Origin of the sequence: Lysinibacillus sp. ZYM-1 (assembly GCF_001308875.1) — a bacterium.
Classification (GTDB): domain Bacteria; phylum Bacillota; class Bacilli; order Bacillales_A; family Planococcaceae; genus Lysinibacillus.
The window spans coordinates 22,796-48,230 of record NZ_KQ465118.1 but is presented as its reverse complement, the minus strand read 5'-3'; the positions used below and the strand labels follow the sequence as shown (position 1 = coordinate 48,230).

Below are 25,435 nucleotides of genomic sequence, written 5' to 3'. Positions count from 1 at the left end.
TAAACTCACTCCTTTTATATAAAATCAGGATAAAGACCTTGCGTTGCAATAATAAAATTAATAACAAACGAAGGCATTATGTTACTATGAGAGTGCGTCCCGCCTTCATTAGAAACTAACATGTTGTTCATTTGTACAATATTACTGTTAACATTCGTTTGATAGTTTGTGAGGGATGAAACACCCCATGTATTATTAGCTGGCGAATTTTCTGTTGCATCTGTTTTTAGATTATTGGCATACACTCCGTGCGTATGTGCAGGTAAATGGTCCTCGTTTAATGTAACTGTCTCCTCCCCACCTTTACTTGCCAGACGGTAAAGAGAACTATTATGAATGGGTAATCTTCCACGTAAATCGGGTACAGCAAAATTTGTTTGACCATCTCCTCCATATAAGATACCTATTAACGAATAAAGTGCCTCATTACCTGTAATCGGCAATAATTGGCCATTGCATAATTCCCATCCTACTGGAGCATATTGACCGCTAAACATGCGGATTTCGCCTACATATTGATCTGACATTATGCACATCCTCCCTTAACTGTAATTTCAATGAATGCTATAAAAACGCATTAAGCAATACCCACTAACACATCTTTATGTGCTTCTTAAATTGACGCGGCTTTCATACTTACTTTGATGCGAAATATTTAGTAAATGTCATACATAGTCTTGAGCTTTTTGAAATAGATAGATTTCTTTTTCACTCCCATCTCATTTTCAAATATATTTCATCTGATGACGCTACTTGAAATCCTAATCTCTCATACAAATTTCTTGCAGGATTTGTATGAAAGACTTGCAATATAACTGGCTTATTCCCTTCTCTTGCCTTCTGTAGAAGTTGAGCAATTAAGAAAGTACCTATCCCTTTACCTTGGTAACTTGGTAAAATAGAAATATCAATAAGATGATGATAATCTGATAATTCGTCCGCTAGTAATCTCCCTACGTATTGCTCACCTACGGCAATGATAGAATGACTTGCCCCTGGAAATTGCTGATTATACGAAGCTTGCTGTGCGCGCCATTGCATTTCTAAAAAAAGCCCCTTTTGTTCAGCTGACCATCCCCATGAATCTACTTCTTGATTTCTTGTAGATGCATAGATTTCGTAGAGAAATGCTTCATCTTCCTTTGTGATAGATTTAAGCTCTATTTTCATCACATTTGTTCCACTTTCTTTTAAGCATTTTTATTGGTCACAATGATAGATCTTACAAAGTTATGTCCTTTTTCAGGCAAGTCTTCCCAGCAATCGACATGCAATTGATGGTCTGCTAAGCATTCAGCTCGATTTTTACTTTTTTGAGGTACGTCTAGGACTAGCGAGATTGTGCCATAGGATTTTTCGCCTGGCTGAACCTTATCACGCCATGAGCAAGAGCATTCATAACCATTTGGACCAGTGGATGCTTTTATTCCCAATGCCTGCAATGTTGTATTTGGTGGAATACTAACTGGCTTCCTGTCCTCCTCATCTTGGGTGTTCCAGATTCCCCACTCCAACTGTGATTGAAACACTTCAAGCTCACGGTCTGTTGCATTTGTAATCATTAATGAAAATGTCCAAGTTGCCATTTTAGTACTCTCCTCCTGTCGGTACTTTTTTCTTCGCGTTATCCATCACATCGTATACATGCGTACGATGTAATACTGCATAATCCCATTCAGATGCGCCAATGAGCTTTGTGACATTATTATTATCTGTTCGGTAAAGAAGAATCATTTTACTAAAAATCCATGGTACAACGTCCATATCCTTGTCGGCTGGAGCTTCAAAAACCCTTGTCTTTGATTTTTTCTCTGTTTGATGTTGCTCTTTTGTAACAGCATTTAGTATATTGAATTTCGCCTTTAATTCCGCTTGTAGTTCCTGTGCTACGCTCGCTTTCACCACTTTTTCATCAGATACAGATACCTTTTCAGTAAATTTAAAGGCTGTTTCAATAGTACTAACCTTTTCCTCTACCTCCTTACTAGCAGTAGATAATCCATACTCATCAATTACTGTAATTTTTCCCTTTTTAGTAACAGTTTCAATTTTAGTAGCATCTGCTCTTAAGCAAGTTACCTCTACAGAAAAATACTGTTGCGCTTCACGCTGCTTTAAATAAAGGCTATCAAACTCTAAATCATTGACCCCGTCCCATAATTTTTTAGAAATATTGAAGAGAGGCGTTCGGAATAATGACATTTTTTCAAAATGAACACCACTCGGAATCGATTGATTCAAATCAATATCTCGAACATCTTCAATTTCATTTAATGTATTGATTTTGGACCAGTCCGTAAATAAATTGTTTCTTGTTTCTTGTTGGTTTAATTTATCCAGTTTGTTAGAGATCCGTATATTTCGAACAAAGTTATGGCCATCGTGTGTAATGTCTTTCCACTCGGCTATTTCAAAATATCCATTTGCTCGACATCTAGCTTCATTTGGATCATTATAGGGAACATTTACATAAAGGCTTACTACTCCATACGGTGCTTGTGTTCTATCATTTTTATCTTTCCAGGAGCAAGAAAATTCATAGCCATTTGGTCCAAAAGCTGATTTGGCACCAACAGCTTGAATCGTTTCTCCTGCCTTAATAGATTGAGGTTCTTTATCTTCTTCACCATCTGTATTCCAATAACCCCAATGTAACTGCGATTCTACTAACTCTAAATCTCGATCTGTGTCATTTGTGACATTTAAATAAAAAGTCCATGTCATCATTATTTCCTCCTTTTAACTGAATTTTCAGAATAATAAAAGCGAATATATTTCAGTTTCTATTTCTTACTACCTAAAGTCGGTGTCGAGTATTGTATTATTTTTAGGACTCTCTTACTGTTTTTTATTATATTATAACTTCCCTATTTTCTTCTACGAAATAATTCCATTTTTTAGGTTAATTTTTCTTAACCTTTCTTCCTTTTACTTTGTCAAAAATCAAAAAAAATCTGCGGATGCTCTCATAGATGAACATAAACAGATTATTATAGGGCTTATTTATTCAATTAAAACGAGTAAAGATCTTCCATACTAATTCATTTCGATCCCCCACACCCACCTTTTGAAAAATTAGCTTTAAATGATCTTGTACGGTATAACTGGATATTCCGAGATTATGTGCAATGACTTTTGTCGGCATCCCCTTCATTATTTCTACTACGACTTCCTTTTCTCTAGGTGTAAGATGATAAGCTGTCAGTAAAAAAGATAGCATTTCTTTAGGAGATGCTTCATTTAATACTATTGCTATCTGTTGTTGTGAATCAGCTGTTATAAGAAAGGATGCTTGGATCGTTATATAACCCGTGTTATTAATAGGTACTAATAACGAAGTTTGCGTGTTCAATTTATTAGCCTGTAGCTTCGCACAAAATGCTTGTATTGGCTTGGGTATTTGCCAATCAAGCAAGCCTTCATTGTCTCTTAAAAGTGTTAACAATTGAGTTGCTTTTGTGTTTGTTGAGAGAATATGGAGATCCTTATCCAAAATAATAATTCCACTTTGTTCCTCTTCAGTTAATAGCCGCTCTTCTATAATCCTATGGTAGAACTCCATTAGTGCCTTACCCATTATAGGCATCAGTATTTTCACTTGATCTACCTCAGCATTTTGAAAATGGGGCTGTCTATTTTCCACCATTTTAAATAGTGTTAAAAAACCATAGCATTGCCCCTGAAACATCAGAGCAGCTCGTATTTCATCACTAAATCCATTGGGCTCTAACACCCTTTTATAACGTACACTCTGACTACTCACATCACTAAGTCTACCAATGTATTGGCCACTTTCCACAAGATATACATAGTTATTTACATCTTCTGAGCCATATTCCAAAGACATTATTTGCTGATGAATATTCTCTATTGATTGATCTGTAACAGCCCCTATTGAAAAAAGGATTTGAGTATCTGTCATAGTAAAACAAAATGCATCAAAACTAATAAACTTGCGCAATTCTTCTATCATCTTTTGTCGGTATTGAACTGAATCCTCGCTACTTTTTGAGTAGCTTTCTGATTTCTTTTGCCAATAATGAATATCTTGCATGAAATTCCCCCCAGAATTATGGGATAGTACATTTTCCATAAGCATTTATAATTGAGAATAATTCTTAATTAAATTGTACAACACGGAGGTAAAAATGAAAAATCCACAACATGATTGGCACAATCCTAATGTCTCTAACTACCAAAATACTATTCGACAAAAAATAACTGGTTACGACCTTATCTATGACATGATGACCGATATCCTTCATAGTTACCCAACAATTGATAACATGCTAATAGTCGGAGCTGGTGGCGGTCAGGAACTCTTCTCTCTAGGGGAAGCTTTCCCCTTCTCCCACTTTACAGCCGTTGATACTTCTAAAATTATGCTACAGGCTGCCCGTAAACATATAGAGAAATTGGAACCCCCTCTTCATATTGAGTGGTATGAGGAAGATTTACTTTCGTTAGTGTTCGACCATCAGTTTGAAGTGGCTTCCTGTCACTTAGTTTTACATTTTATTGAGGAACTTGAACAAAAAAAAGCTCTACTACAAAAAATGGCGGATAGCTTACAGGATAGCGGAATTTTATTTATATCATCCATTAATGCAGACATGTCAGCTGTATCATTCCAACACCAACTCAAGTATTGGCGAAGCTCTATGCTGCAAAATAATTTATCTGAGGAACATTGGCTACGCTTTGAGCAATCTTTTGGCTCCTCTACTTATCCAATTACACTTGAATTGCTAACTGACCTACTGCATGAAGTCGGATTTTCAAAGGTAACTCCATATTTTAAATCACATATGGTTGATGCCTTATTAACTATTAAAGAAGAGGTAAACAAATGACAAGAGACAATATATTAATCGTTGGTGGTTATGGTGAAGTTGGTCGTAAAATTGCAAAAATACTACTCTCTAGCTACCCAAATAGAGTATGTATCGCTGGTAGAAATTTAGAGAAAGCAAAACAGTTTTGCGCACAACACAAAGATCTTGCAACACCTTTACAAATGGATGTTTCTAAAACTGTTCATTCACAGCAATTAGCCAATGTAGGACTGGTCATTATGTGTTTAGAACAACCCAATACTGCATTTGCGCAGCTCTGTTTGAAAGAAGGGATTATGTACATTGATATTACAGCAAGCCATTCCTTCCTAAAACAATTAGAGAACCTTCATTTTACTGCTATAGAGCACAATTCGACTGCTATATTTAGTGTTGGTATGGCACCAGGATTAACTAATTTAATGGCTATGCATGCTGCCAAGCAATTAACCTCTATAGAAAGGCTCCATATTTCTATCTTGCTTGGGGCAGGAGATACACATGGCACTGCAGCAATTCTTTGGATTTTGCAACAATTAAATATTCCATATCACAATTACGAAAATCAGGTCATTACTAATTTCACCAATAAGAGATCTGTACAATTTAAGGATATTGGAAAACGTAGTGTATACCAGTTTAACTTTTCAGATCAGCACACATTAGCCAAACATTTTCCTAGTATTCCCATTATCACGAGATTAGGTTTTGATGTAGAGTCTCTCAATTGGTTCGTATCCTTCTTACAAAAAAGTCGTATTGCCTATCTATTGAAATTTAATAGAATACAATCCATACTTGCCTCACTCATTCAAAAAATAAAAATGGGTTCTGATGTATGCTCCATACAAATTGAAGCCATTGGTAAGATGCCACACAAAGACGCAACTGTGACACTGGACTTTAAAGGTCGCGATGAATCTCTTGTTACAGCAAAGATTGCAGCGGCTATTGCTAGAGAACTCTTAGAAAACGAACATCCATCAGGAACCTATCATATCGAGGAGTTATTTACATGCGAAACATTACAAAATCAATTTGATGCATCTTCTTTTTCTCAATCAATTACACCATAATAGAGAAGTAATGACAAAAAACGCATTAAGTTTCCTTCTCAAAGAGAGCTTAATGCGTTTCATTGTTTATTTATAAAACCTTCTCTAAGAAATCCTTTGCACGCTGTGTTGAAGGTGCTGTGAAAAACCGCTCTGGTGGGGCATCCTCAATGAGCTTGCCACCATCTAAGAAGAGTATACGATCAGCAACTTCCCGAGCAAAGCCCATCTCATGTGTAACAATTAACATTGTCATGCCACTGTCCGCTAAGTTTTTCATTACAGCCAATACTTCTTTAACCATTTCAGGGTCAAGCGCTGACGTTGGTTCATCGAATAATATGACCTTCGGATCCATCGCAAGTGCTCGAGCAATGGCAACACGTTGTTTTTGCCCACCAGATAAACGGTTTGGGTATTCTTGACGCTTCTCAAATAGACCTACTTTCTTAAGTAACTCTTCTGCATTTTTGATTGCGACTGCCTTATCCATTCCTTTTACATTAATTGGGGCGTACGTTAGATTTTCTAGCACTGTTTTATGCGGAAATAGGTGAAAATGCTGAAATACCATCCCTACTTCTTCCCGTATTTTCATAATATTTGTCCCTTTATCTGTCAGGACATCCCCTGCGATTGTTACCTTTCCACTCGTAGGGTTTTCTAATAAGTTTAGGCAACGAAGGAATGTTGATTTACCAGACCCTGATGGTCCGATAATAGCAATTACTTCTTTTTCTTTAACTTCGGTTGAAATACCTTTTAGTACTTCATTCTGTCCGTATGATTTGTGTAAATCTTCAATTTTAATCACTTTTTCTCATTCCTTTCTCGATCCGTTTACCAAGGAACGTTAAAACAAGTGTCATGAGGTAATAGATAACACCGGCAAAGAGTAAAGGTTCGAGATATCGATATGTCGAACCACCTACGATATAAGCACGACGCATTATATCAAGAGCACTAATTACTGTAACAACTGCTGTTTCTTTATTTAGTGTAATAAATTCATTAACTAGAGAGGGCAAAATATTTTTTACTGCTTGTGGAATAATAATATCCTTCATCATTTTTGCATAAGGAATGCCAAGAGCTTGTGCTGCTTCCATTTGCCCTTTATCTACTGCATTAATACCTGCACGAATAATTTCCGAAATATAAGCGCCTGAGTTTAAGCCAAATGCAATAATCGCTGTTGGAATAGGTTCGATTTGAATATCCAACAATTGTGGTACTGCATAGTAAATAATCAATAATTGTAATACTAGTGGTGTTCCACGGAAAATTGACGTATAAAAATCAGCAAACCAGCGTAAAACCTTCATCTTTCCAATTTTACATAAGGCTAGTAATATACCGACGATAAAACCAATGATGGACGCACCAATTGCAATTTGAAGTGTAACACCTATCCCTTTTAAAATATAAGGAATAGAGGGAACGATAGCCGTAAAATCTAAATTCACAGCGCTCCCTCCTTTCTTTTTCATCTTGATTCAGCAATTGTTTTTTGTACTGAAAAGCGTAAAGCGAGTACAGAAGCCTCCAGCGTATGTCACAGATTTTGGTGAGGCGTTTTTCAAGCAAGCTCGAAAAACTCTGGACACAGTAATGCCGAGGCATAATTGATAGAAATGAAAAGCACAAGCGATAGCCCAAATAAGAGCTATCGCATGCTTTAATTATTCAACTTTTTCTAACCATTTTTCTTCTAGCTCTTGGATTTTGCCTTCTTCAGCTAGTTCTTTTAATGCCTTGTTAATTTTATCTTTAAGATCGCTTCCCTTTGGAACAGCAATTGCTTTGAAATCCTCTGGCTGCTCTTCTACAGGGAAGGCTACTAATTGATCATTTGTTTTTAAATAACCCTTCGCAACGCCACCCTCTAAAATACCAGCGTCTAAACGTTTAGACATCATATCTTGAATAATTTCAGGAATTCGTGTACGTCCTTCTACTGAAACATCAACCTTTTTGGCAATTTCATTACCTAAATTTTCTTGAATAGAGGCAGTTTGTACACCGACTTTTTTACCAGCTAAATCAGCTTCTTTTTTAATACCGCTATCCTTTTTAACAATGATCACTTGCTCTGTTTCATTGTATTTATCAGAAAAATCTACTACCTTTTCACGATCAGGATTTGGTGTCATACCGGAAATTACTACATCAATTTTCCCTGCTTGTAACGCTGGCACAAGACTGTTGAAGTCCATATCTTGCACTTGCATATCAACGCCAATTTTTTCTCCAACCAATTTGATTAAATCAATATCAAATCCAATAATTTCTTCACCTTTTGCTGCATCAACATATTCAAATGGCGCATAGTCAGCTGAAGTCCCCACTTTTAATACTTGCTTGTCTGTACTAACATCAGCATTAGAACCAGAATTGCTTGTATTATTGTCCTTAGCACCACATGCTGCAAGTACACCAATAACTAGTACAAGGATTATCATGAATAACTTATTCTTCATTGTTAAGTATCTCCTTTTATTTATAATTTATTGTGTATGAGAATACATTTCTCGAAAATAGTTGATTGGATATTTATTCATATTTAAGAATAAAAAATCTATCTGCTAATTAAGATATACTCTTTTGAAATAATAATCAAGATAAACTAGAAAATTTTTAGCGAAATATTATATACACAATTTTCTGATAAGTCAATTTATTATTTTCGAGTACGCTTTCCCTTACTATTTTCCGAAAGCTCAATATTTATCCCAAAATCCTTAGCAAAATTTCTGTGGAAATAAAAAAGACCCCCATTTGGAGGTCCCATGCTTATTTTTCTTCTTTAAATAACTTTGCTTTCAGTTCGTCCTCCCCAGAGCCTTCTGCTAATGGAACACGAGAACGATAAGCCGCACGACAGATTAAATGTCCGGCAACTGGAGCTGTAACAAAGACGAATAGAATACCTAAAATCAAACGTACACTGACGAAACCATCATGCACCCAAAAGTAAATAAATGCGCCTAATAAACAAGTTAATACCGATAACGTGGAGCTTTTGGTGGCCGCATGTGATCGTGTATAGACATCTGGTAAACGAATCATGCCGAATGCACTTATAACACTCACAATAGAACCTATTAGAATAAGGATGACTGCCGCCCATTCAATCATTTGATTTACGTTCAACAATCACACCTCTTTCAATATATTTTGTAAAAGCAATGGTACCAATAAACGCTAAAATTCCTAATATAAGAATGGCCTCTAAGTAAGCCTTCGTTTTTAATATAATCGAAACTATCGCAATGGCAGATAAAAGATTTACACCAATTGTATCGAGAGCAATGGCTCGATCCGGCATAGATGGACCACGGATAACCCGATACAGTGACAGCGTGATGGAAATACTAAAGAAGGCGAGAGCCAGAAGTAAAATATTCTCAATCATTAACGCGTTACCTCCATTATTGCTTGCTCAAATTTTCCAATCGAGCGAATGACAGCTTCCTTAGACTGCTCAATGTCCATGGCATGAATATAAAAAACATCGCCCTCTTCAGATACTTCCATGACGACAGAGCCAGGTGTTAGTGTTAGCAGTAATGCAAGTGCTGTAATCTCCCAATCACCTTTGAGCACGGTTTTATAAGTGAATATACCTGGCGTAATGTTAAGCTTTGGTGTAGTAATTTGTCTTAATACGCTATAGCTTGATAAAAATAGCTCCCAGTTAAAAAGCCATAATAACTTTATAATTGAAAAGACTCGTCGCAAGTAAAATTGGGTGCCATAAAAGCGATGCATGGCATATAAAATACCCATTCCTACGATAAACCCCATTAAAAATGTTGAAAATTGTGGTGTCACTTCATCTTTTAAGAGTAACCAAAGTGTTGCGATAAATAAATTTAAAATAAACTGCATCGCCATTATTTATGCACCTCACCATGCCATTGTTCACCATCTAGTACAGCATCAATATAGATAGATGGTGTATATAATGTTTCTGCCGCATCGGTTACAAAGGGAGCTAATTTCTCAGCCCCTATACCTAAACTAATTGTACAAGCAGCTAGTAAAGTTAACGGCAGTATAACACGTTTGGGTAAAGGTTTTTCATCTTCTAAGCTAATAATTGTTTCACCAAAAAAGGAGGAAAGAAATATCCGCAGTAGTGAATACAAAACAATTAAACTAGATAAAAACCCTAGACCTAATAGAACAAAATTGCCGCCTTCTATAGCACCTTGTCCAATTAAAACCTTTCCTAAAAATCCACTCAGTGGCGGTATACCAGCTAGTGAACACATTGCCACAAAAAATAGCCATCCAAAAAAAGGATAATTCCGAATAAGCCCACTCATTTTATCTATGACTGTTTCCCCAGTCACATAAATCATCATGCCAACTGCTAAAAATAACATAGCCTTTGCTACCATATCATGCAATAAATAATAGATAACACCCTGTAAGGCCGACTCTGTACCAATCGATAGACCAGCTACTATAAAGCCAACACCAATCAATACATTATATGAGGCAATTGTTCTAACATCACGCCCTGAAAGAGCACCGACACAACCAGCTACAATTGTGACCCCCGCCATTATGCCAAGTGCCATGTGTGTAACTTCTGGATTACTTGGGAAAAGCAATGTAAAAGTCCTAACAAGTGCATAAATTCCGACCTTTGTTAATAAAGCTGCAAACAAAGCTGCTATAGCAGTGGGAGGTACACTATAAGAGCCTGGTAACCAGAAGAATAATAATAGTCCAGCCTTCAAGCTAAAGACAATTAAGAAAATGAGTGCCACTGTTGTAATAAGGGGATTAGCACCTGCTTCCGTCACACGCACAGAAATATGGGCCATATTTAATGTACCGACTGTTCCATAAAGAAAGGCAAGTGCCACTAAGAAAATCCAAGAAGCAACAATATTGATGAGCACATATTTTAATGCTTCACGCAATTGAATCCTTTCGCCACCTAGGCTAATAAGTGCATATGACGCTAGCAGCATAACTTCAAAGCATACAAATAAGTTAAAGATATCTCCCGTCAAAAATGAACCGTTAACGCCCGCTACCATGAGTAAAGTAAACGGATAAAAATACATTTTTTCATACCTTAACTCCATTGTAAAAATTGCATATAGCATACAGATAACTGCTACAAGATTTGCAACTAACACTAGTAGTGTTGCGAAGGAATCTGCCACAAATGAGATACCAAAAGGCGGTGCCCAGCCACTAAAGTCAATGCGCATTATTCCTTGTTCTTGAATCTCTAACAATAAAATGATGCTAATAATAACGATAAAGCTTAATGTCAGCAAACTAATAATCCGCTGTAAAAAGACATGCTCTTTTAAAAACACCAGTAAAATAGCTGTAATTACCGGTACAATTAATGGTAAAACAATAATATTACTCATCCGGCGTACCCCTCAATTCATCAAAATTCCCTGAACCATTTGTTTTGTACGCTCGATAGCCTAAAACGAGAACAAAAGCAGTTACAGCAAAACTAATAACAATCGCTGTTAAAATTAAGGCTTGCGGTAATGCGTCTGTATAAGGACCCTCTGATTCACCTAATAATGGCACATCCCCTTTTTTAAGACCTCCCATTGTCAAAATCAGCAAGTGGGCAGCATGTGATAAAACAGCAGTCCCTAAAATAACACGCAATAACTGTTTTGAGAGGATTAAGTACGTCGCAACAGCTACTAATATACCTACTAAAACAAGTATTAAAGATTCCATTGGCTACTCATCCTCACTTATACTTAAAATGATTGTCACGACAACACCCACAACCGTTAAAGCTACACCTGCTTCAAAAATGGTTACGGTTGAAAAACCCATTTTCCCGAAAATCGGAACATTTATATACGTATAAGCCTGCGTTAAAAAAGGGACATCGAAAAACAAAGAACCAATTGCCGTTCCTGTTGCCAGCAATACACCAAGAGCTGCAACCTTTTTAAAGTCAAATGGCATCCCTTTATGCACAGTCTCTATATCGTAGGCAAGATACAATAAAACAATGCCAGAAGCTAACACGAGGCCACCAATAAAGCCACCACCTGGAGCGTGATGTCCAGCAAAGAACAAATACACCCCAAGTGTTAAAATAATGAATACGACTGCCTTAGTGACTGTCCTTAATATCACATCATTAATTTTCATGATCTTCTTCCTCCTTTTGAGGCTTAAGCTTTGTCAATGTATAAACCCCTAAGCCAGCAATCAGAAGCACAACTACCTCAAGCATCGTATCAAAAGCACGGAAATCTCCTAAAATTGTATTAACAATGTTGGAACCACCCGCCAACTCATAGGCATCATTAAAATAAGTGGACACCGGCTCAAAGCGGTCGTAGTGTACTACGGCCAGGCCAACGATTGTAACGGTTGCCCCAACAAAGATAGAGATCATGGCTTTAGACCATTGCACTTTTTTGCGAGGTGCCTCAGGCATTAAATCTGGTAAATATTTAAAACATAAAAGGAATAGTGCAGTTGTTACTGATTCTACAACTAATTGTGTTAACGCTAAATCTGGCGCGCGGAAAATGACAAAGAAGAAGGCAATTGAATAGCCTAATACGCCATTTAATAACATCGCTGTCACACGGCCCTTTGCGAAAATCATCCACACTGCAGCGAATACCATGACAAATACAAGAATTAATTCGTATGACTCAATAGTAGAGTCCATATCAAAATTGAAGGTCATTGCATCTGACCAAATAAAATAGCCAGCAATAAGTGCAACGAAAAATACATATATATAGACAAAATAATGTGTTAAATTACCTGTCATATATTTGCGGGTAAGCTTCTCTGAGCCACTTTCACTTATCTCGATCATTCGATTGTAGTACGTATTAAACGTATATTTTTGTGAAAAAATGCGATACAGTGGCTTCCAGCTTTTCAATGTTTTGAATAAGATGATCCCAACTACAATCACACCTAATGTCATTAACAATTCAGCATTAACTCCATGCCACGCATAAATATGTGGTGTTAATTCACTGGTTGTTGGGAATGTAGGATAAATACTGGCCATGGCAGGCTCTAAAATATAGTGGCCTAACACGTTTGGGAAGAAAAAGATACCGACCACTAACATGCACAAAATAACTGGCGATATTAACATGCCCAGCGGAGCTTCGTGTGGTTTTTTATCGATCTTCTCAGGCTGTATTTTACCCAAAAATGTCCGACTAATTAAAATCAAACTGTAGACAAAGGTAAAGATACTAGCTACCCATGCTATCAGTGGGAAAAATAATCCTAAATCAGCAATGGAAAATGCTTCTACATCTTGAATAGCCAAGACTGCTGCAAAAAACATTTCTTTACTTAAGAAACCATTAAATGGTGGCAATCCTGCCATCGAAAAGCCACCAATTACTGCGATCGTAAAAGTGACAGGCATTAAGGACATTAAGCCACCTAAACGGCGAATATCACGAGTCCCAACTTCATGATCGACAATTCCGACCATCATGAATAGGGCTCCTTTGAATGTGGAGTGATTTACGAGGTGAAACAGTGCCGCAAAACTGGCTTGTGTATACACGATAGAACTATCGGCATAGCCATAATAATGACCAACAGACCCGAGGCCAAATAGACTCATAATTAAGCCTAGCTGACTCACCGTTGAAAAGGCCAATAGAGCTTTTAAATCCGTTTGGCGAACTGCATTAAATGAACCCCAGAAGAGTGTGACTAGACCAATGACACTTACTAGCCAGAACCAAGTCGCTTCTCCACCAAAGATTGGAGAGAAACGGGCAACTAAATAAATACCTGCCTTTACCATTGTGGCAGAGTGTAGGTAAGCACTGACAGGTGTCGGCGCTTCCATCGCATCTGGTAACCAAATGTGGAATGGAAATTGTGCAGATTTTGTAAAAGCCCCTAGTAAAATCAAGATTAGTGCTGGAGTAAATAGGGCATGATCACGGATTATCTCTACATTAGTTACAATTTCGCGAATACTAAACGTATTGGAGGCTACATAGAGCATTAGGAAACCTGCAAGCATAGAGAGACCACCAAAGACTGTGATCATCATTGCTTTTTTAGCACCTGCACGTGATGCCTTTCTATGATGCCAAAATGCAATTAATAGGAATGATGACACACTTGTTAATTCCCAAAATGTGTATAATACCATTAGGTTATCTGAAAAAACAACGCCAAGCATAGCGCCCATGAATAGTAATAAGTAGCAGTAAAAATGATGAAGAGATTCTTTCGTTGATAAATAAAAAATAGAATATAAAATGACTAAACTACCTACACCTGTAATCAGTAAGCCAAAGATCATACTGAGCCCATCTAGGTAAGTTGTGATATTTATATTAAAAGAGGGAATCCACTCATATGTATGGATAAATGTTTTACCTCCGGCAATTTGAGGAATATAGCGCGCAAGTAAAAGAAATAAGATGAATGGAACAGAGAAAACAAACCAGCCAAGATGTGTTACACGCCTTAGTCGCCTATAAAGCAATGGGATAAGTGCAGCACAAACAAATGGCAAGAGTATCGCGATGAGAACTGTAACCAAATGAAAACCTCCTACTATCAAAATCATCAAGCAAATTTTTGTGGTGATTGGAATGTTAAGTGCTAAGATTATAGCAATTTGTTTAAGCTAAGTAACATATCAGATTTATTCTTGAAATTTTGCAAATGGAAAGTGATGGGGTGTTAAAGTACCTTGTTATTTATTAAAAATGGTATGTTTAGTTATTTAGTCACCTCTAACCCGATGCAAGCCTAAATAACTTGTGGAAAATCAGATAATTTATACAGTTGCAAATCAATTTAACTCAATTATATCAGCATTATAAAGACACTTGACTAACTATTTAACACACTGCATAATAGTGTGGCATATGGAATCAATTTTGCTTAGATGCACACAATGCATAAATTAAATAACTTTAAATTATTGATTTAAGCTTATTACTTCAAGGGTTTTCCAATATATTTTCGTTAACTTTTATACATTTTTAAGTATACAATATAAATGAGCATAATGCACTGTAACAGCATCAATTTTAGCTGTTTTAGGATAATTTTTTCAAAATCAACAGTGAAATTAACAAAATACCAACAGATAAGAGGTGTACATTTTTTATGAAGCATGTAAAAGGGCGTTTAGATGAAAGTATTTTAGTTTGTGTTTACTATGGCTTAAATGGCGAACGTTTGATACGTCGGGGTCACAAAATGGCCACAATGCTAGATTGCCCACTCTATATTCTTTCAGTTGATTCGCAACCCCTTGATGCATTTGACGCTGAGAAATCTAGTTATATTGAGCAATGGAAAAAGTTATCAGATGAGCTTGAGGTTGAAAAATTCATTTTGCAAGATAATGAAAAACGCCCCATACAGAAGGTCATTGCAGAAGTCGCGAAAAACTTTGGCATTTCACAAATTATTGTAGGACAAAGCGCACAAAGTCGTTGGGAAGAGATTACTAAAGGATCTTTCCTTAATGTTCTGTTAAAAGAAGTTCCATTTGTAGATTTTCATATTGTTGCTGTTCAACGTCCAACTGATGATGATGCAAATGAGACATACGAAAAAGGTGTTCGTGCTTACTTAATTAAAGAACAAGAAAACTTTAAAGTAGCATTTACCTGTCCGAAATATGTATCCATTGAAGGTATATTTTTTAAGGAAATTGGCACCGATTTTGACAATGGTGTCTTCAAATTCACTTACAACGATAAGATGCATGAAGTTCATATTTCAGAAGGCTATGTGGTCGATCAAGAGAAGCTTCCTGCAGAGTTTTTATCTCCATTAAGACAATAAAAAACGCGTGCCTCTTTTTTTAGAGGACGCGTTTTTTTCTAAACTGCTGTAGATGCTGGTTTATCCTTCGGTAAGAAGAACGCAATTAGCAATAATAATGGTAATATTGAAACGACCATCATTGTAAAATCAATACCTTTGTGGTCCATCAAAACACCAATAACCATCGCCCCTACTGCCCCCATCCCAAAAGCAAAGCCTGTTGTTAAGCCTGCCATTGTGCCGATTTTTGTTGGAACGAGCTCTTGCGCATATACCACTGTTACAGAGAAGCTAATCATAATCAATGTACCAATAATGACTAAAAATATCATAGCAGCCCATAGCGGTACATAAGGCAATGCTAGGCAAAATGGCATTGGTACTACAACAGAAAGAATAATGACATTTTTTCTACCAATACGGTCTGATAGAGATCCCCCGAAAAAGGTTCCTACTACACCAAATGCCATGAACAAGAAAATAAGGATTTGTCCAAGTCGAAGACTCACATCATAATGATCCATCAGATAAAATACATAAAAGCTTGTTATATTTGTTGTATAAAATGATCGTGCAAAAATAATAGTAAATAATAAGGTTAAAGCAATACCAACTTGTTTCTTTGTTAAAGGTGGCAATGTTGAAACCAATACACGTTTTTTCTTCGCTTGACGTTCTAGCTCCAATTGGTTTTTATACCATCTAGCAATCTTACTTAATAAAATGATACCGAATGTTGCAGCCACTAACACAATTGCTGCACCACGCTGGCCGAAAATATCAAAAATGTAGGCACTAATTAATGGGGCTAAAGCTTGTCCCGAGTTTCCCCCAACTTGATAAATAGATTGAGCAAGTCCTCTTTTAGAACCTGCTGCCATAAATGATACCCTAGAACCTTCAGGGTGAAATATTGCCGAACCGAAGCCTAAAAATAATACGGCGATAAGAATAATCCAATATTGAGTTGTAAATGCAATAATTGCGATAGCAATAAATGAGCTGATCATTCCTATTGGTAACGCATATGGCATTGGCTTTTTATCACTGACAAAGCCAACAATAGGTTGTAATGCAGATGCAAATATATTTAAGACAAATGATATAAGGCCGATTTGGGTAAAGGTCAGTCCTAGCTCACTTTTAAAAATTGGAAACATAGCTGGAATAACAGCTTGCATCGTATCATTGATCAGGTGAGCAACACCTATTAAAATCATTATTGGATAGATTGGGTTTGTCATGTTTAATTGATTATTCATGCTGCCACCTCGCTCTTTTTAGTTTTTGTTTATTCATGATTGTCGCATACTATCGACCATTTTGCACAAGCTATGTTTCGACAGCTTTAAAAGGAGTTGATGTATGCATGGAAAGCTTTATTCATGCTCACTTTTGGGAAATGATTCTTCGAACAACGCTCTCTTTCTTCATATTACTTATTCTGGCACGTATTCTCGGAAAAAAACAATTGGGCCAACTAACATTTTTCCATTACATTACGGGTATTACATTTGGATCGATTGCCTCGGAAATTGCCTCACAAGAAGAAACACCCTTTTTAGATGGTGCCATTTCTCTTATTTGGTGGAGTGTCTTGACCTACTTAATGACCATCATTACGATTAAATCAAAAAAGGCTCGCGTACTTATTGATGACAAACCTACGATTGTAGTGCAAAATGGTCTCATTTTAGAATCTGCCTTAAGGAAAAATCGTTTGCATATGGATGAGCTGACAATGATGCTGCGTGAGCAAGCCATTTTCTCTGTACAAGATGTACAATACGCATTACTTGAAACAAATGGAAAACTAAGTGTGTTGCAGAAAACCTCCGAACAAGTTGCTACAAAGCAGGATGTTAAAGCAGATGTTAGCCCACCTACCTATCTGCCTACAGAGGTCATATCGGATGGGCAACTCATCAAAGAAAATATTGTTGAGCTTGAATTAACGGATGACTGGGTAATGAAGAAGCTTAAAAAACAAAATGTTCAGTCCGTTGAAGATGTCTTTTTTGCACAAGTTCAGACAAATGGGTCCTTATACATTAGCTTAAAAGATAAAGCGAGACAATCAAGCCCCTAAATGCTTGACTTGTCTCGTCTTTTTGTTAATCGATTTTAACAATGTCTAACGGTGTGATGATTCCTATTAATTTTTGATGTGGTTTGCCATGCTCCGTTATTAGTAAAGCCTCAAAGCGCCTACCTCTTTCAACACCTTGTTTAAAAATTTCTTCGGCTTCATAGATCGTTATGTATCTACTGACAAATTTGTAATTCACTCTATTTTTTTCATGCATTAAAATATCATGCAACGTAGGAATCCCTTTCGGTAAATAGTCACCACCCACTTTAGAGGCAAGCCAATTGGTAATTCCTACGGTTGTAATAAGCCCTTGAAATTGCTTATTAAAATAGACGGGGAATTGTGTATATTTTCGTTGGCGAATAACTTTTAACACATGTTTTAGGGAATCACTCTCTTGAAAAACAAGTACTCTCTTTCGGAACATTTGCCCCACAAGTGTAGGCTTTGCGAGAGTAGCATCTATGTATTCAATTCTTTCGACTACATCTGTATGTGGTTCTGCAATTACATAATTTAAAGAAGTACGATGATGTACAATTGCATTTCGCAAATCAGCGTATGACCGTAAATCATCTTCATATTTTTTCACTAATACATCTTTTTTCTTCGCTTGATCAATGAGCCGATAAAAGGGCGTAAAATCATTTATACCTACAATATCTCGTAATCTATGGTCTATCCGATTAAACGCTGTCAGGAAACGATCGGAATTTTCTGTCCCCACTTTTTACGTACCTTCTTTCTATATTAACTTTGTATTTTCCGAGTTATTTGACAAATTTCGAGTTACATCCCCATTATATTCCTAAGTTATGGATATTCCAAGAATGTAGTTTTGTTGTATTTTGTATTTATATTTCCCCTTGAAAGTTACGTTACGTCATTTTGTATAATGGCACTAGTATGGAAAGGTGCTGGATAATTTGCTAACGATTCAAAAAGTATCCAAACAAACTGGTATTTCTGTTCGAACATTACGTTACTATGAGGAAATCGGACTGTTGTTCCCAACAGCAAAAACAGATGGTGGACATAGGATTTACAGCGCAAATGAACTGAAGACTCTACAGCAAATCATTTTTTTTAAAACATTAGGGTTCAAATTAAAAGAAATAAAAACACTTTTTATTAAAGCATGGGGGTGGGAGGCAAGTTTAGATCAACAACTTGCTTTTCTAGAAGAGGAGCAAAGGAAATTACAACAGATGAAGAGCGCGATATTTGGTTTAAAAAATGCTTCAGCCATTGAGGTTGGGCTTACTGAGTCCCTTATACAAAAGTTCATTAAGCTTTCAAATCAAGAGTATGATAAGACGCAAGCTATCCGACAGGAAATTTTTGAGGCATCAGAAATGGACCTAATGAGCAAACTTCCTAATGTAAATCGTAATGATCCAAATTCTTTAGAATGGATTGGATTATTAGGTCAACTAGAGCGACTGAGAAATAGTGGCCCTGAGGCAGATTCTGTGCAGTCCATTATAAAACGAATGATGGAAAAGGCCGAGGGGGAATACAAAGGTAATGATGAATTTTTAGAAAAAATGTGGGTAATACGTAAGTCTCCTCTAAAATCTGAACAGGTTGGATTATATCCTTTAGAGGAAGAATTCTTACATTTTATCGAGCAGGCTTTCAAAGTTTATGAAGAAAACGGTCAAGTATTAGGTGATTCACTATAATGAACACAGAATTATTGCTGCTGATAGGCGTTTTAGCTTTATTAGACATGTTTAGCCCCTCTATCCTTGGTGTAACGGTCTATTTATTACTCACCGCTAAAAAATGTAAAATTCGACTGTTACTTACTTATTTAATGACTGTTACCTTGTTTTATTTTAGTACAGGGGTTTTTCTAATGCTAGGTTTAAATGTTATATTTGATCCTATTGCTAATTTGTTAAATAGCTACTCCGCTCGGTTAATTATGACCATTGTGGGTGGAATATTATTTGTAGGTAGTTGGTTAGTACCTAAGAAAAAGGCGCAAGGAGCACCTAAACCAAAATCCTTACATGTGGGTGCTATGGTAGCCCTAGGTTTCACTACTTCTATTCTAGAGGTAGCTACAGCTCTTCCTTATTTTGCAACAATAGGTATTCTAACAAGTAATCATCTAGCATTTTATGAATGGCTACCATTATTGTGTGGTTACAATTTAGTGATGATTACACCAGGAATACTCCTATTAGGCTTACATCTTTTATTTAGCAGATTTATGAATAAACCCTTAAGAAGGATTCAGACACTCTTTGATCGAAGTACTAGTTCTGCCCTTTCCTGGATCATGTTTTTTGTTGGGCTTCTCCTGCTGATCGATGGTGGGATGCTTTAAAACAAAAGGACGGAAAAATCCGTAAAAATACGATTTTTCCGTCCTATATTGTTTATATTTTTGCCATAGCCGCATTTCTTTTCATCATAATGATTCCAATGCAAATACAGAGGATTGTCAATGCTATGGTAATCGTTAAGCTCCACCAGTAATCTGACATCTCCATCGTTCCACGAACTAACAAAGTTCCATAGTTCGCTAACTTCCAAGGGGATATAGTCCAAAAAAGACCTACGATCATATCTACTATTTGCCCTACAAAGATAACCGTAAAGGCACATGTAGTAGCTATAATCGTTTTAAAGCTAGCGCTCATCATTAAAGTTACAGCTATTACAAATAATAGCCAAATATAATACGTACAAAGGCTTACAAGCAATGATCCAATTTCTAAAGTACCGTATAGAATACTAGTGTAATACACACTCGCTGCAAAACCCGCTAAAATACTTACAAAACTAACTGTACTCATAACAATAAATTTACTCATAAAGTAGGCTCCAAAAGAAATAGGTCTTACATATAATAAGGTAGCCATACCACTTGCACGCTCTTTACTAATAACACCCACAAAAGTAGCCATCATCACCAATAATCCTATAGTTTGAAACTGCCCAATAGAAGCTTGTAATAGATCAACTGGCATTAATTCCGGCATCAACATTTCAAAGCCTTCTGGCACATTTCCAACAGCATTTAAAATATCCATCATATAATAATTTGTCAGAGGGTCACTCATTCCCAGCAAGGCAAACACAAGAGGTATCCACAAAAATTTCCAGCTCCGCCATGCCTCTTTAAATTCCTTTTGCAGAAGTACATTGAATCCTCTCATGCTTTTTTCGCCACCTTCATGAAAATTTCCTCCAAAGATGCTGTTTGTCGTTCCACTTTTCTTATTGTATAAGGACATCCACTTAAACGCTGAAGCAACTCCTTCATCGTCGGCTCCTCATTCACTATCTCTATATACACATAACAACCTATTACATGTTCAGATGAACTTGCAAAAAGCTTTGCCTCTTGATCGTTAGAAAATTCAACTACATAATTTTGCTCATCAAAACGTTGCCGTACCTCTCGTAATGTTCCTTGCTCTACCAGTTTTCCATTTTGTAAGAATAGTAACTGATCTGTCATTTCTTCCGCATCATTTAAAATATGCGTTGAATATAAAATGGTCGTCTCTTGTTGCAATCCTTTTAATAAATCAAGTACTTCCCTACGGCCAACAGGATCTAATGCTGAAACAGGTTCGTCTAATAGCAGTAATTTAGGCTTATGCACAATTGCCTGGGAAATACCAAGTCGCTGCTTCATCCCACCAGAAAAAGTAGCTATTTTTTTATGTTGGGCATTTCCTAACCCTACAAACTCTAATGTTTTTTGCGCTTCCAATTTAGCATTTTTTGCTGTTACACCATTCAGCCTTGCAGCCATCTCAGTAAATTCTAACGCACTTAGCCAGGGATAAAACTGGGGATATTGAGGTAAAAACCCTATATTCGTACGTAAATCCCCATTTAGCATCTTTACACTCCCAGCAGTCGGTTTTAAAAGCCCTGTTAGCATGGATAAAGTGGTTGTCTTGCCAGCCCCATTTGGTCCTATTAACGCCGTTGAAGTCTTTTCCTCTAGAATAAAGTGAACATCATCGACAGCTTTGTGCTCTGCAAATTGCTTGGTCAAACCTGTTACTTGAAGTATTGTTGTCATGACTGCTTTCTCCCCACTATAAAGTACGCAATCGATCCTAATATATTTGTAAATAGAATGATAAATACCCATAAAATTTTAGGTCCATTTGTCGCATGTATTTTACGCAAGTCAATTAGTGCTACGATCATTAATATTATTTGAACTATGATGAGCGGTGCTATAACTGCCCATGGAACCTTCGCTAATTCCTCCATCATACAGATCACCCCATTTATTGTTATACATAAACTATAACAATTTTGTTCTAATATGTATAGAACAAAATTGTTACAGCACCAATCACACCTCTGTGATATTGGCTTCTAAATTTTTTCGAGCTTGCTTGAAAAGCTCCTCTTCAAATTTAATCTGCGACTTCTGCCAAAGGATTTAGAGCAACTTGCTATAGGTCTCACCGTCATTGCCACAGTGCTGGGCGATTTTTGAAGGTGTTCCCCTATTTCAACTTTCGGTTTCTGCTTTAGAATCAGTACTACCCCTCCCTTTCGGTATAAAATTCAAGAAAAAAAGATGTACCCTAATCAGTACATCTTTTCCATTATTTATAAAGTTTTTGTAGAGCATCTTCCATTATAGGACGAATAGTTACTTGTGGACGAGCTTTTTTGACTGCCGCCTCCGCTTCCTCTAGTGAATTAGCCATCCCTAACTCCATTAACACAGCAGTTGCTGCAACTCCAGCACGACCGCCACCACTCCCACAGTGAACATACACTTTCTGTCCTGCTTCATAGGATAAAGCAATTTCCTTCGCCACATCTTGAATGGATGATGCTACTGCGATATCTTCATCTGCAATTGGCATATGTTTATACGAATAAGAAACGGCCTCTTCCTCTTCGGATGAAAGCCCCTTCACTCTAACATCTATCACAACATCTACAGCTTCTTGCGCAAATGCCTCATTCGCATTTTTTGCACCGCCAAAGAATATTCGATCCTTTACTAAAACATCATAGCTTTTTTCCATACTTGTCACACTCCACAAGATTATTTCAGTAAATGCTTAATATCCTCGTAATATGGTAAAGCAGTTAAGGCGCCTGCCTTAGTTGCTGCAAATGCCCCTAATTTATTGCCAAAGCTTGTACAACGAACAAGCTCTTCTTTCGTTGTAGGTAAGCCATTGTAATGAACATCACGTAATACACCTGCCATAAATGCATCGCCTGCACCAGTAGTATCCACAGGTATCACTTTCTCAGTTGGTACATGGATGACTTCACCATTAAGTACGGCATAGGTGCCATTCTCTCCTACTGTTACTAAAATAATAGGCACTAAATAGCTACTTAGTTGTTCAATACCTTCTTCTAAACTAGTTGTTTCTGTCAGGAAGAATAATTCATCATCCGTCACCTTTAAAATATCTACATCCTCAAAAAACGAGGTAATTGTTTCTCGACAAATTTCTTCACTGCTCCAGCGTAATGGACGAATATTTGCATCCATCGCAATGATTGCACCCTTGTCTTTCGCCATTTCTACAGCAGTTCGTGTTGTGGCTAGAGCCGTTGGATGGAACATAGTACCTGAACACACCGTTAAAGCAGATGCATGTTTAAATGCTGCTTCATTTAACTGTGATGGCTCCACTTGTAAATCAGGTGTTTCATCAACATAATCTTTAAAAATCCGCTCACATGCTTCTGTTAGATGCACATATACGCCACTTACTCGCTTAGCTGGATCAAATACAGCATAATCTAGCTTTACTCCCTCCTGTACAAGCCCATCACGTACAAATTGAGAACCATCGTCATCCCCTGTAATTGTAATTAAGGCGGAAGGCGCACCAATACGGCTAATACCAGCTGCAACATTGACCGTTGCACCACCCATATATTTAGTAAATGATGTGTTTGTTACATCATCAGCAATATAGTCAATAAAAGCATCTCCATAGACTAAAATAAAATCCTTCTCTTGCTTCGTCATGATTGTCCTCCTGAAAGTCTAGTCATTATAGATTAACACGAAAATTGTCATTCTATAAAGGTTTAACTTTTGAGAACATGCCAGAAAATTTGAGTCATCCTCTTTCTTTGTTATACTTGCCTATAGAAAGGTAGGGATTTTCAAGATGAGTATTACAATTCGACAAGCGCAACCCCAAGATGCCCATGCCGTTGTGCCTTTAATTATCGATGCAATTGGTGATATTGCAAATCGCTTAACTGGCGAGCAATCAGCCGAAGCTGTTAGTCAAGAACTGACAATTCTTTTTCAACGTGATGACAATCGACATTCTTATTTAAATACCTTTGTCGCTACGGAAGGTGAGCAAATATTAGGGATTCTCGTTTATTATTATGGTGCACAGGCCATTGCCATGGATGCTAACCTAGTGAAGTGGTTAGCATCAAAAAATGCCCCATCGATCGTCATTGATCAAGAAGCCCATGAAGATGAGGCTTATATCGATACAGTTTGTGTAGCACCCGAAGCACGCGGTAAAGGAATTGGCACATTGCTTTTACAATTTGCCGAAGATCTGACAAAACAACGCGGTTATACAAAATTATCATTAAATGTTGAAACCCAAAAAGAAGATGCTCGCCGTCTTTATGAACGCTTAGGCTTTGTTATCACTGAGCAATGGTCCATCATCGATGAGCCATTTCATCATATGGTGAAGCAGTTTTAGGAAGTGAAGAATTATTTATGAAAACGAATTTTATTTATCCTCTTTTGATCGTCATTGCTTCTAGTAGCTATGGAATTTTGTCGACTATTGTCAAAGTAGCAATGCAACACGGTTTTACATCTGCAGAGGCAGTATCAAGTCAGTATATTATTGGCTTTATACTTGTTGTAGCCATTTTTATTTTTACAGACAGAAAATTACCTAAGCCGTCCAAAAAGGGCTTATTTATTTTAATTTGTGCTGGTATTTTTACAGGGACGACAGGTATAGTGTACGGAGAATCTCTAAAGTATTTACCCGCTTCTCTAGCGGTAGTAATGCTGTTCCAATTTACATGGATTGGTCTGCTAATTGATTGTGCCCTACATAAAAGATTACCAAGCCGACCTGAAGTGATTTCCATCATCATCTTATTTGTAGGAACTATTTTTGCTGCTGGTGTTTTAAATGTAGATTTAAGCGGTATCCCTATCCAAGGGTGGTTATTTGGCTTTGCAGCTGCCGTTACCTTTGCCTGCTTCATTCAATTTAATTCTCGTCCTGTCGAGGGTGTTACAACCACATCAAGGGTATTAATCGTTTCCTTTATAGCCCTTATCATGATCAGTATTTTCCTGAGTCCAGAAGTTATTTGGAACGGCAAATTATTTATGCAAGGCTTGTGGAAGTTTGGACTAGCACTTGGTCTATTCGGTATCATTTTACCAATTTACTTATTTTCAATTGCTATTCCTAAAATTGGTGGCGCACTTGCTTCCATCTTAAGTGCTATTGAATTACCCGTTGCGGTTACAGTTTCCGTTATTGTTCTACATGAACCTTTAACTGCACTGCAAATAATGGGTATTATTCTAGTAATAGTTGGTATGATGTTGCCGACAATTATTGCACAACGTCGACAAAATGACAGCTTATTAGAAGCACATTCTTAAACAGACATAAAAC

The 25,435-nt window shown here is 37.0% G+C and carries 30 protein-coding genes; 8 read left to right on the top strand and 22 right to left on the bottom strand.

Annotated elements, in window-relative coordinates; genetic code table 11:
- Positions 1-14: 14 nt before the first annotated feature.
- From AO843_RS12050 to AO843_RS12030, 5 genes are all read right to left on the bottom strand, one after another.
- The gene (locus AO843_RS12050; RefSeq protein ID WP_054611344.1) at positions 15-527 is read right to left on the bottom strand and encodes a phage tail protein; all 513 of its coding nucleotides are present in this window, start codon (positions 525-527) and stop codon (positions 15-17) included.
- Between the two features lie 181 nt (positions 528-708).
- On the bottom strand, positions 709-1,170 hold the full coding sequence (locus tag AO843_RS12045) for a GNAT family N-acetyltransferase (protein WP_054611404.1): 462 nt from the start codon (positions 1,168-1,170) through the stop codon (positions 709-711).
- 20 nt (positions 1,171-1,190) lie between these two features.
- Positions 1,191-1,586, bottom strand: coding sequence for a hypothetical protein (locus AO843_RS12040; RefSeq protein WP_054611343.1), 396 nt, complete (start codon positions 1,584-1,586; stop codon positions 1,191-1,193).
- Between the two features lies 1 nt (position 1,587).
- Complete coding sequence (locus tag AO843_RS12035) at positions 1,588-2,724, bottom strand: hypothetical protein (RefSeq protein WP_054611342.1); 1,137 nt, start codon at positions 2,722-2,724, stop codon at positions 1,588-1,590.
- A 283-nt stretch (positions 2,725-3,007) separates the two neighbouring features.
- A complete protein-coding gene (locus AO843_RS12030) occupies positions 3,008-4,054 on the bottom strand; it encodes a helix-turn-helix transcriptional regulator (protein WP_054611341.1) in 1,047 nt (348 codons plus the stop codon).
- A 94-nt stretch (positions 4,055-4,148) separates the two neighbouring features.
- Between AO843_RS12030 and AO843_RS12025 the strand changes: the two genes are divergently transcribed.
- Entirely contained in the window at positions 4,149-4,853 is a 705-nt protein-coding gene (locus AO843_RS12025) for a class I SAM-dependent methyltransferase (RefSeq protein WP_054611340.1), read from the top strand.
- Positions 4,850-5,911: a saccharopine dehydrogenase family protein gene (locus AO843_RS12020; protein WP_054611339.1), complete on the top strand. Its 1,062-nt coding sequence runs from the start codon at positions 4,850-4,852 to the stop codon at positions 5,909-5,911. The genes AO843_RS12025 and AO843_RS12020 overlap by 4 nt, the downstream gene beginning before the upstream one ends.
- 70 nt (positions 5,912-5,981) lie before the next feature.
- On the opposite strand, the gene AO843_RS12015 is transcribed toward AO843_RS12020, so the two are convergent.
- From AO843_RS12015 to AO843_RS11970, 10 genes are all read right to left on the bottom strand, one after another.
- A complete protein-coding gene (locus AO843_RS12015; protein WP_054611338.1) occupies positions 5,982-6,704 on the bottom strand; it encodes an amino acid ABC transporter ATP-binding protein in 723 nt (240 codons plus the stop codon).
- Entirely contained in the window at positions 6,697-7,356 is a 660-nt protein-coding gene (locus AO843_RS12010) for an amino acid ABC transporter permease (RefSeq protein ID WP_054611337.1), read from the bottom strand. Before AO843_RS12010 ends, AO843_RS12015 begins: the two co-directional genes overlap by 8 nt.
- A 216-nt stretch (positions 7,357-7,572) precedes the next feature.
- Complete coding sequence (locus AO843_RS12005) at positions 7,573-8,370, bottom strand: transporter substrate-binding domain-containing protein (protein ID WP_054611336.1); 798 nt, start codon at positions 8,368-8,370, stop codon at positions 7,573-7,575.
- 313 nt (positions 8,371-8,683) lie between these two features.
- Positions 8,684-9,043 carry a Na+/H+ antiporter subunit G gene (locus AO843_RS12000; RefSeq protein WP_054611335.1) on the bottom strand — a complete coding sequence of 120 codons (360 nt, stop codon included), beginning with the start codon at positions 9,041-9,043 and terminating at the stop codon, positions 8,684-8,686.
- Positions 9,021-9,305, bottom strand: coding sequence for a Na(+)/H(+) antiporter subunit F1 (locus tag AO843_RS11995; RefSeq protein ID WP_054611334.1), 285 nt, complete (start codon positions 9,303-9,305; stop codon positions 9,021-9,023). Before AO843_RS11995 ends, AO843_RS12000 begins: the two co-directional genes overlap by 23 nt.
- Positions 9,305-9,787 (bottom strand): Na+/H+ antiporter subunit E, encoded by a 483-nt coding sequence (locus AO843_RS11990; protein ID WP_054611333.1) that lies wholly within the window; start codon positions 9,785-9,787, stop codon positions 9,305-9,307. The genes AO843_RS11995 and AO843_RS11990 overlap by 1 nt, the downstream gene beginning before the upstream one ends.
- Positions 9,787-11,292 (bottom strand): Na+/H+ antiporter subunit D, encoded by a 1,506-nt coding sequence (locus AO843_RS11985; RefSeq protein ID WP_054611332.1) that lies wholly within the window; start codon positions 11,290-11,292, stop codon positions 9,787-9,789. Before AO843_RS11985 ends, AO843_RS11990 begins: the two co-directional genes overlap by 1 nt.
- Positions 11,285-11,623, bottom strand: a complete 339-nt coding sequence (locus tag AO843_RS11980) for a Na(+)/H(+) antiporter subunit C (protein ID WP_004233143.1) — start codon at positions 11,621-11,623, stop codon at positions 11,285-11,287. Before AO843_RS11980 ends, AO843_RS11985 begins: the two co-directional genes overlap by 8 nt.
- 3 nt (positions 11,624-11,626) lie before the next feature.
- The gene (locus AO843_RS11975; RefSeq protein WP_036122157.1) at positions 11,627-12,049 is read right to left on the bottom strand and encodes a Na(+)/H(+) antiporter subunit B; all 423 of its coding nucleotides are present in this window, start codon (positions 12,047-12,049) and stop codon (positions 11,627-11,629) included.
- Positions 12,039-14,450 (bottom strand): Na+/H+ antiporter subunit A, encoded by a 2,412-nt coding sequence (locus tag AO843_RS11970; RefSeq protein ID WP_197278919.1) that lies wholly within the window; start codon positions 14,448-14,450, stop codon positions 12,039-12,041. The genes AO843_RS11975 and AO843_RS11970 overlap by 11 nt, the downstream gene beginning before the upstream one ends.
- A 575-nt stretch (positions 14,451-15,025) precedes the next feature.
- On the opposite strand from AO843_RS11970, the gene AO843_RS11965 reads away from it, so the two are divergent.
- A complete protein-coding gene (locus AO843_RS11965; RefSeq protein WP_054611330.1) occupies positions 15,026-15,712 on the top strand; it encodes an adenine nucleotide alpha hydrolase family protein in 687 nt (228 codons plus the stop codon).
- A 38-nt stretch (positions 15,713-15,750) separates the two neighbouring features.
- On the opposite strand, the gene AO843_RS11960 is transcribed toward AO843_RS11965, so the two are convergent.
- The gene (locus AO843_RS11960; RefSeq protein WP_054611329.1) at positions 15,751-16,956 is read right to left on the bottom strand and encodes an MFS transporter; all 1,206 of its coding nucleotides are present in this window, start codon (positions 16,954-16,956) and stop codon (positions 15,751-15,753) included.
- A 107-nt stretch (positions 16,957-17,063) separates the two neighbouring features.
- Here AO843_RS11960 and AO843_RS11955 point away from each other — a divergent pair, with 107 nt between their 5' ends.
- Positions 17,064-17,783: a YetF domain-containing protein gene (locus AO843_RS11955; protein ID WP_082389450.1), complete on the top strand. Its 720-nt coding sequence runs from the start codon at positions 17,064-17,066 to the stop codon at positions 17,781-17,783.
- Positions 17,784-17,808: 25 nt separating this feature from the next.
- Here AO843_RS11955 and AO843_RS11950 read toward each other — a convergent pair whose 3' ends face one another.
- Positions 17,809-18,513, bottom strand: a complete 705-nt coding sequence (locus AO843_RS11950; protein WP_054611328.1) for a CBS domain-containing protein — start codon at positions 18,511-18,513, stop codon at positions 17,809-17,811.
- A gap of 199 nt (positions 18,514-18,712) precedes the next feature.
- Between AO843_RS11950 and AO843_RS11945 the strand changes: the two genes are divergently transcribed.
- Positions 18,713-19,471, top strand: coding sequence for a MerR family transcriptional regulator (locus AO843_RS11945; RefSeq protein WP_054611327.1), 759 nt, complete (start codon positions 18,713-18,715; stop codon positions 19,469-19,471).
- The gene (locus tag AO843_RS11940; protein WP_054611326.1) at positions 19,471-20,124 is read left to right on the top strand and encodes a GAP family protein; all 654 of its coding nucleotides are present in this window, start codon (positions 19,471-19,473) and stop codon (positions 20,122-20,124) included. Before AO843_RS11945 ends, AO843_RS11940 begins: the two co-directional genes overlap by 1 nt.
- Before the next feature lie 52 nt (positions 20,125-20,176).
- Here AO843_RS11940 and AO843_RS11935 read toward each other — a convergent pair whose 3' ends face one another.
- The 5 genes from AO843_RS11935 to AO843_RS11915 all read right to left on the bottom strand — a co-directional run bounded on the left by AO843_RS11935 (position 20,177) and on the right by AO843_RS11915 (position 23,781).
- Positions 20,177-20,959, bottom strand: a complete 783-nt coding sequence (locus AO843_RS11935) for an ABC transporter permease (protein ID WP_054611325.1) — start codon at positions 20,957-20,959, stop codon at positions 20,177-20,179.
- Entirely contained in the window at positions 20,956-21,840 is an 885-nt protein-coding gene (locus tag AO843_RS11930; protein WP_054611324.1) for an ABC transporter ATP-binding protein, read from the bottom strand. The genes AO843_RS11935 and AO843_RS11930 overlap by 4 nt, the downstream gene beginning before the upstream one ends.
- Entirely contained in the window at positions 21,837-22,040 is a 204-nt protein-coding gene (locus AO843_RS11925) for a PLDc N-terminal domain-containing protein (RefSeq protein WP_082389449.1), read from the bottom strand. The genes AO843_RS11930 and AO843_RS11925 overlap by 4 nt, the downstream gene beginning before the upstream one ends.
- Positions 22,041-22,381: 341 nt before the next feature.
- A complete protein-coding gene (locus AO843_RS11920; RefSeq protein WP_054611323.1) occupies positions 22,382-22,813 on the bottom strand; it encodes a protein-tyrosine phosphatase family protein in 432 nt (143 codons plus the stop codon).
- A gap of 20 nt (positions 22,814-22,833) precedes the next feature.
- The gene (locus AO843_RS11915) at positions 22,834-23,781 is read right to left on the bottom strand and encodes a carbohydrate kinase family protein (protein WP_054611322.1); all 948 of its coding nucleotides are present in this window, start codon (positions 23,779-23,781) and stop codon (positions 22,834-22,836) included.
- 145 nt (positions 23,782-23,926) lie between these two features.
- On the opposite strand from AO843_RS11915, the gene AO843_RS11910 reads away from it, so the two are divergent.
- The gene (locus tag AO843_RS11910) at positions 23,927-24,490 is read left to right on the top strand and encodes a GNAT family N-acetyltransferase (RefSeq protein WP_054611321.1); all 564 of its coding nucleotides are present in this window, start codon (positions 23,927-23,929) and stop codon (positions 24,488-24,490) included.
- A 17-nt stretch (positions 24,491-24,507) separates the two neighbouring features.
- Positions 24,508-25,422 carry an EamA family transporter gene (locus tag AO843_RS11905; protein ID WP_054611320.1) on the top strand — a complete coding sequence of 305 codons (915 nt, stop codon included), beginning with the start codon at positions 24,508-24,510 and terminating at the stop codon, positions 25,420-25,422.
- The last annotated feature ends 13 nt before the right edge of the window (positions 25,423-25,435 follow it).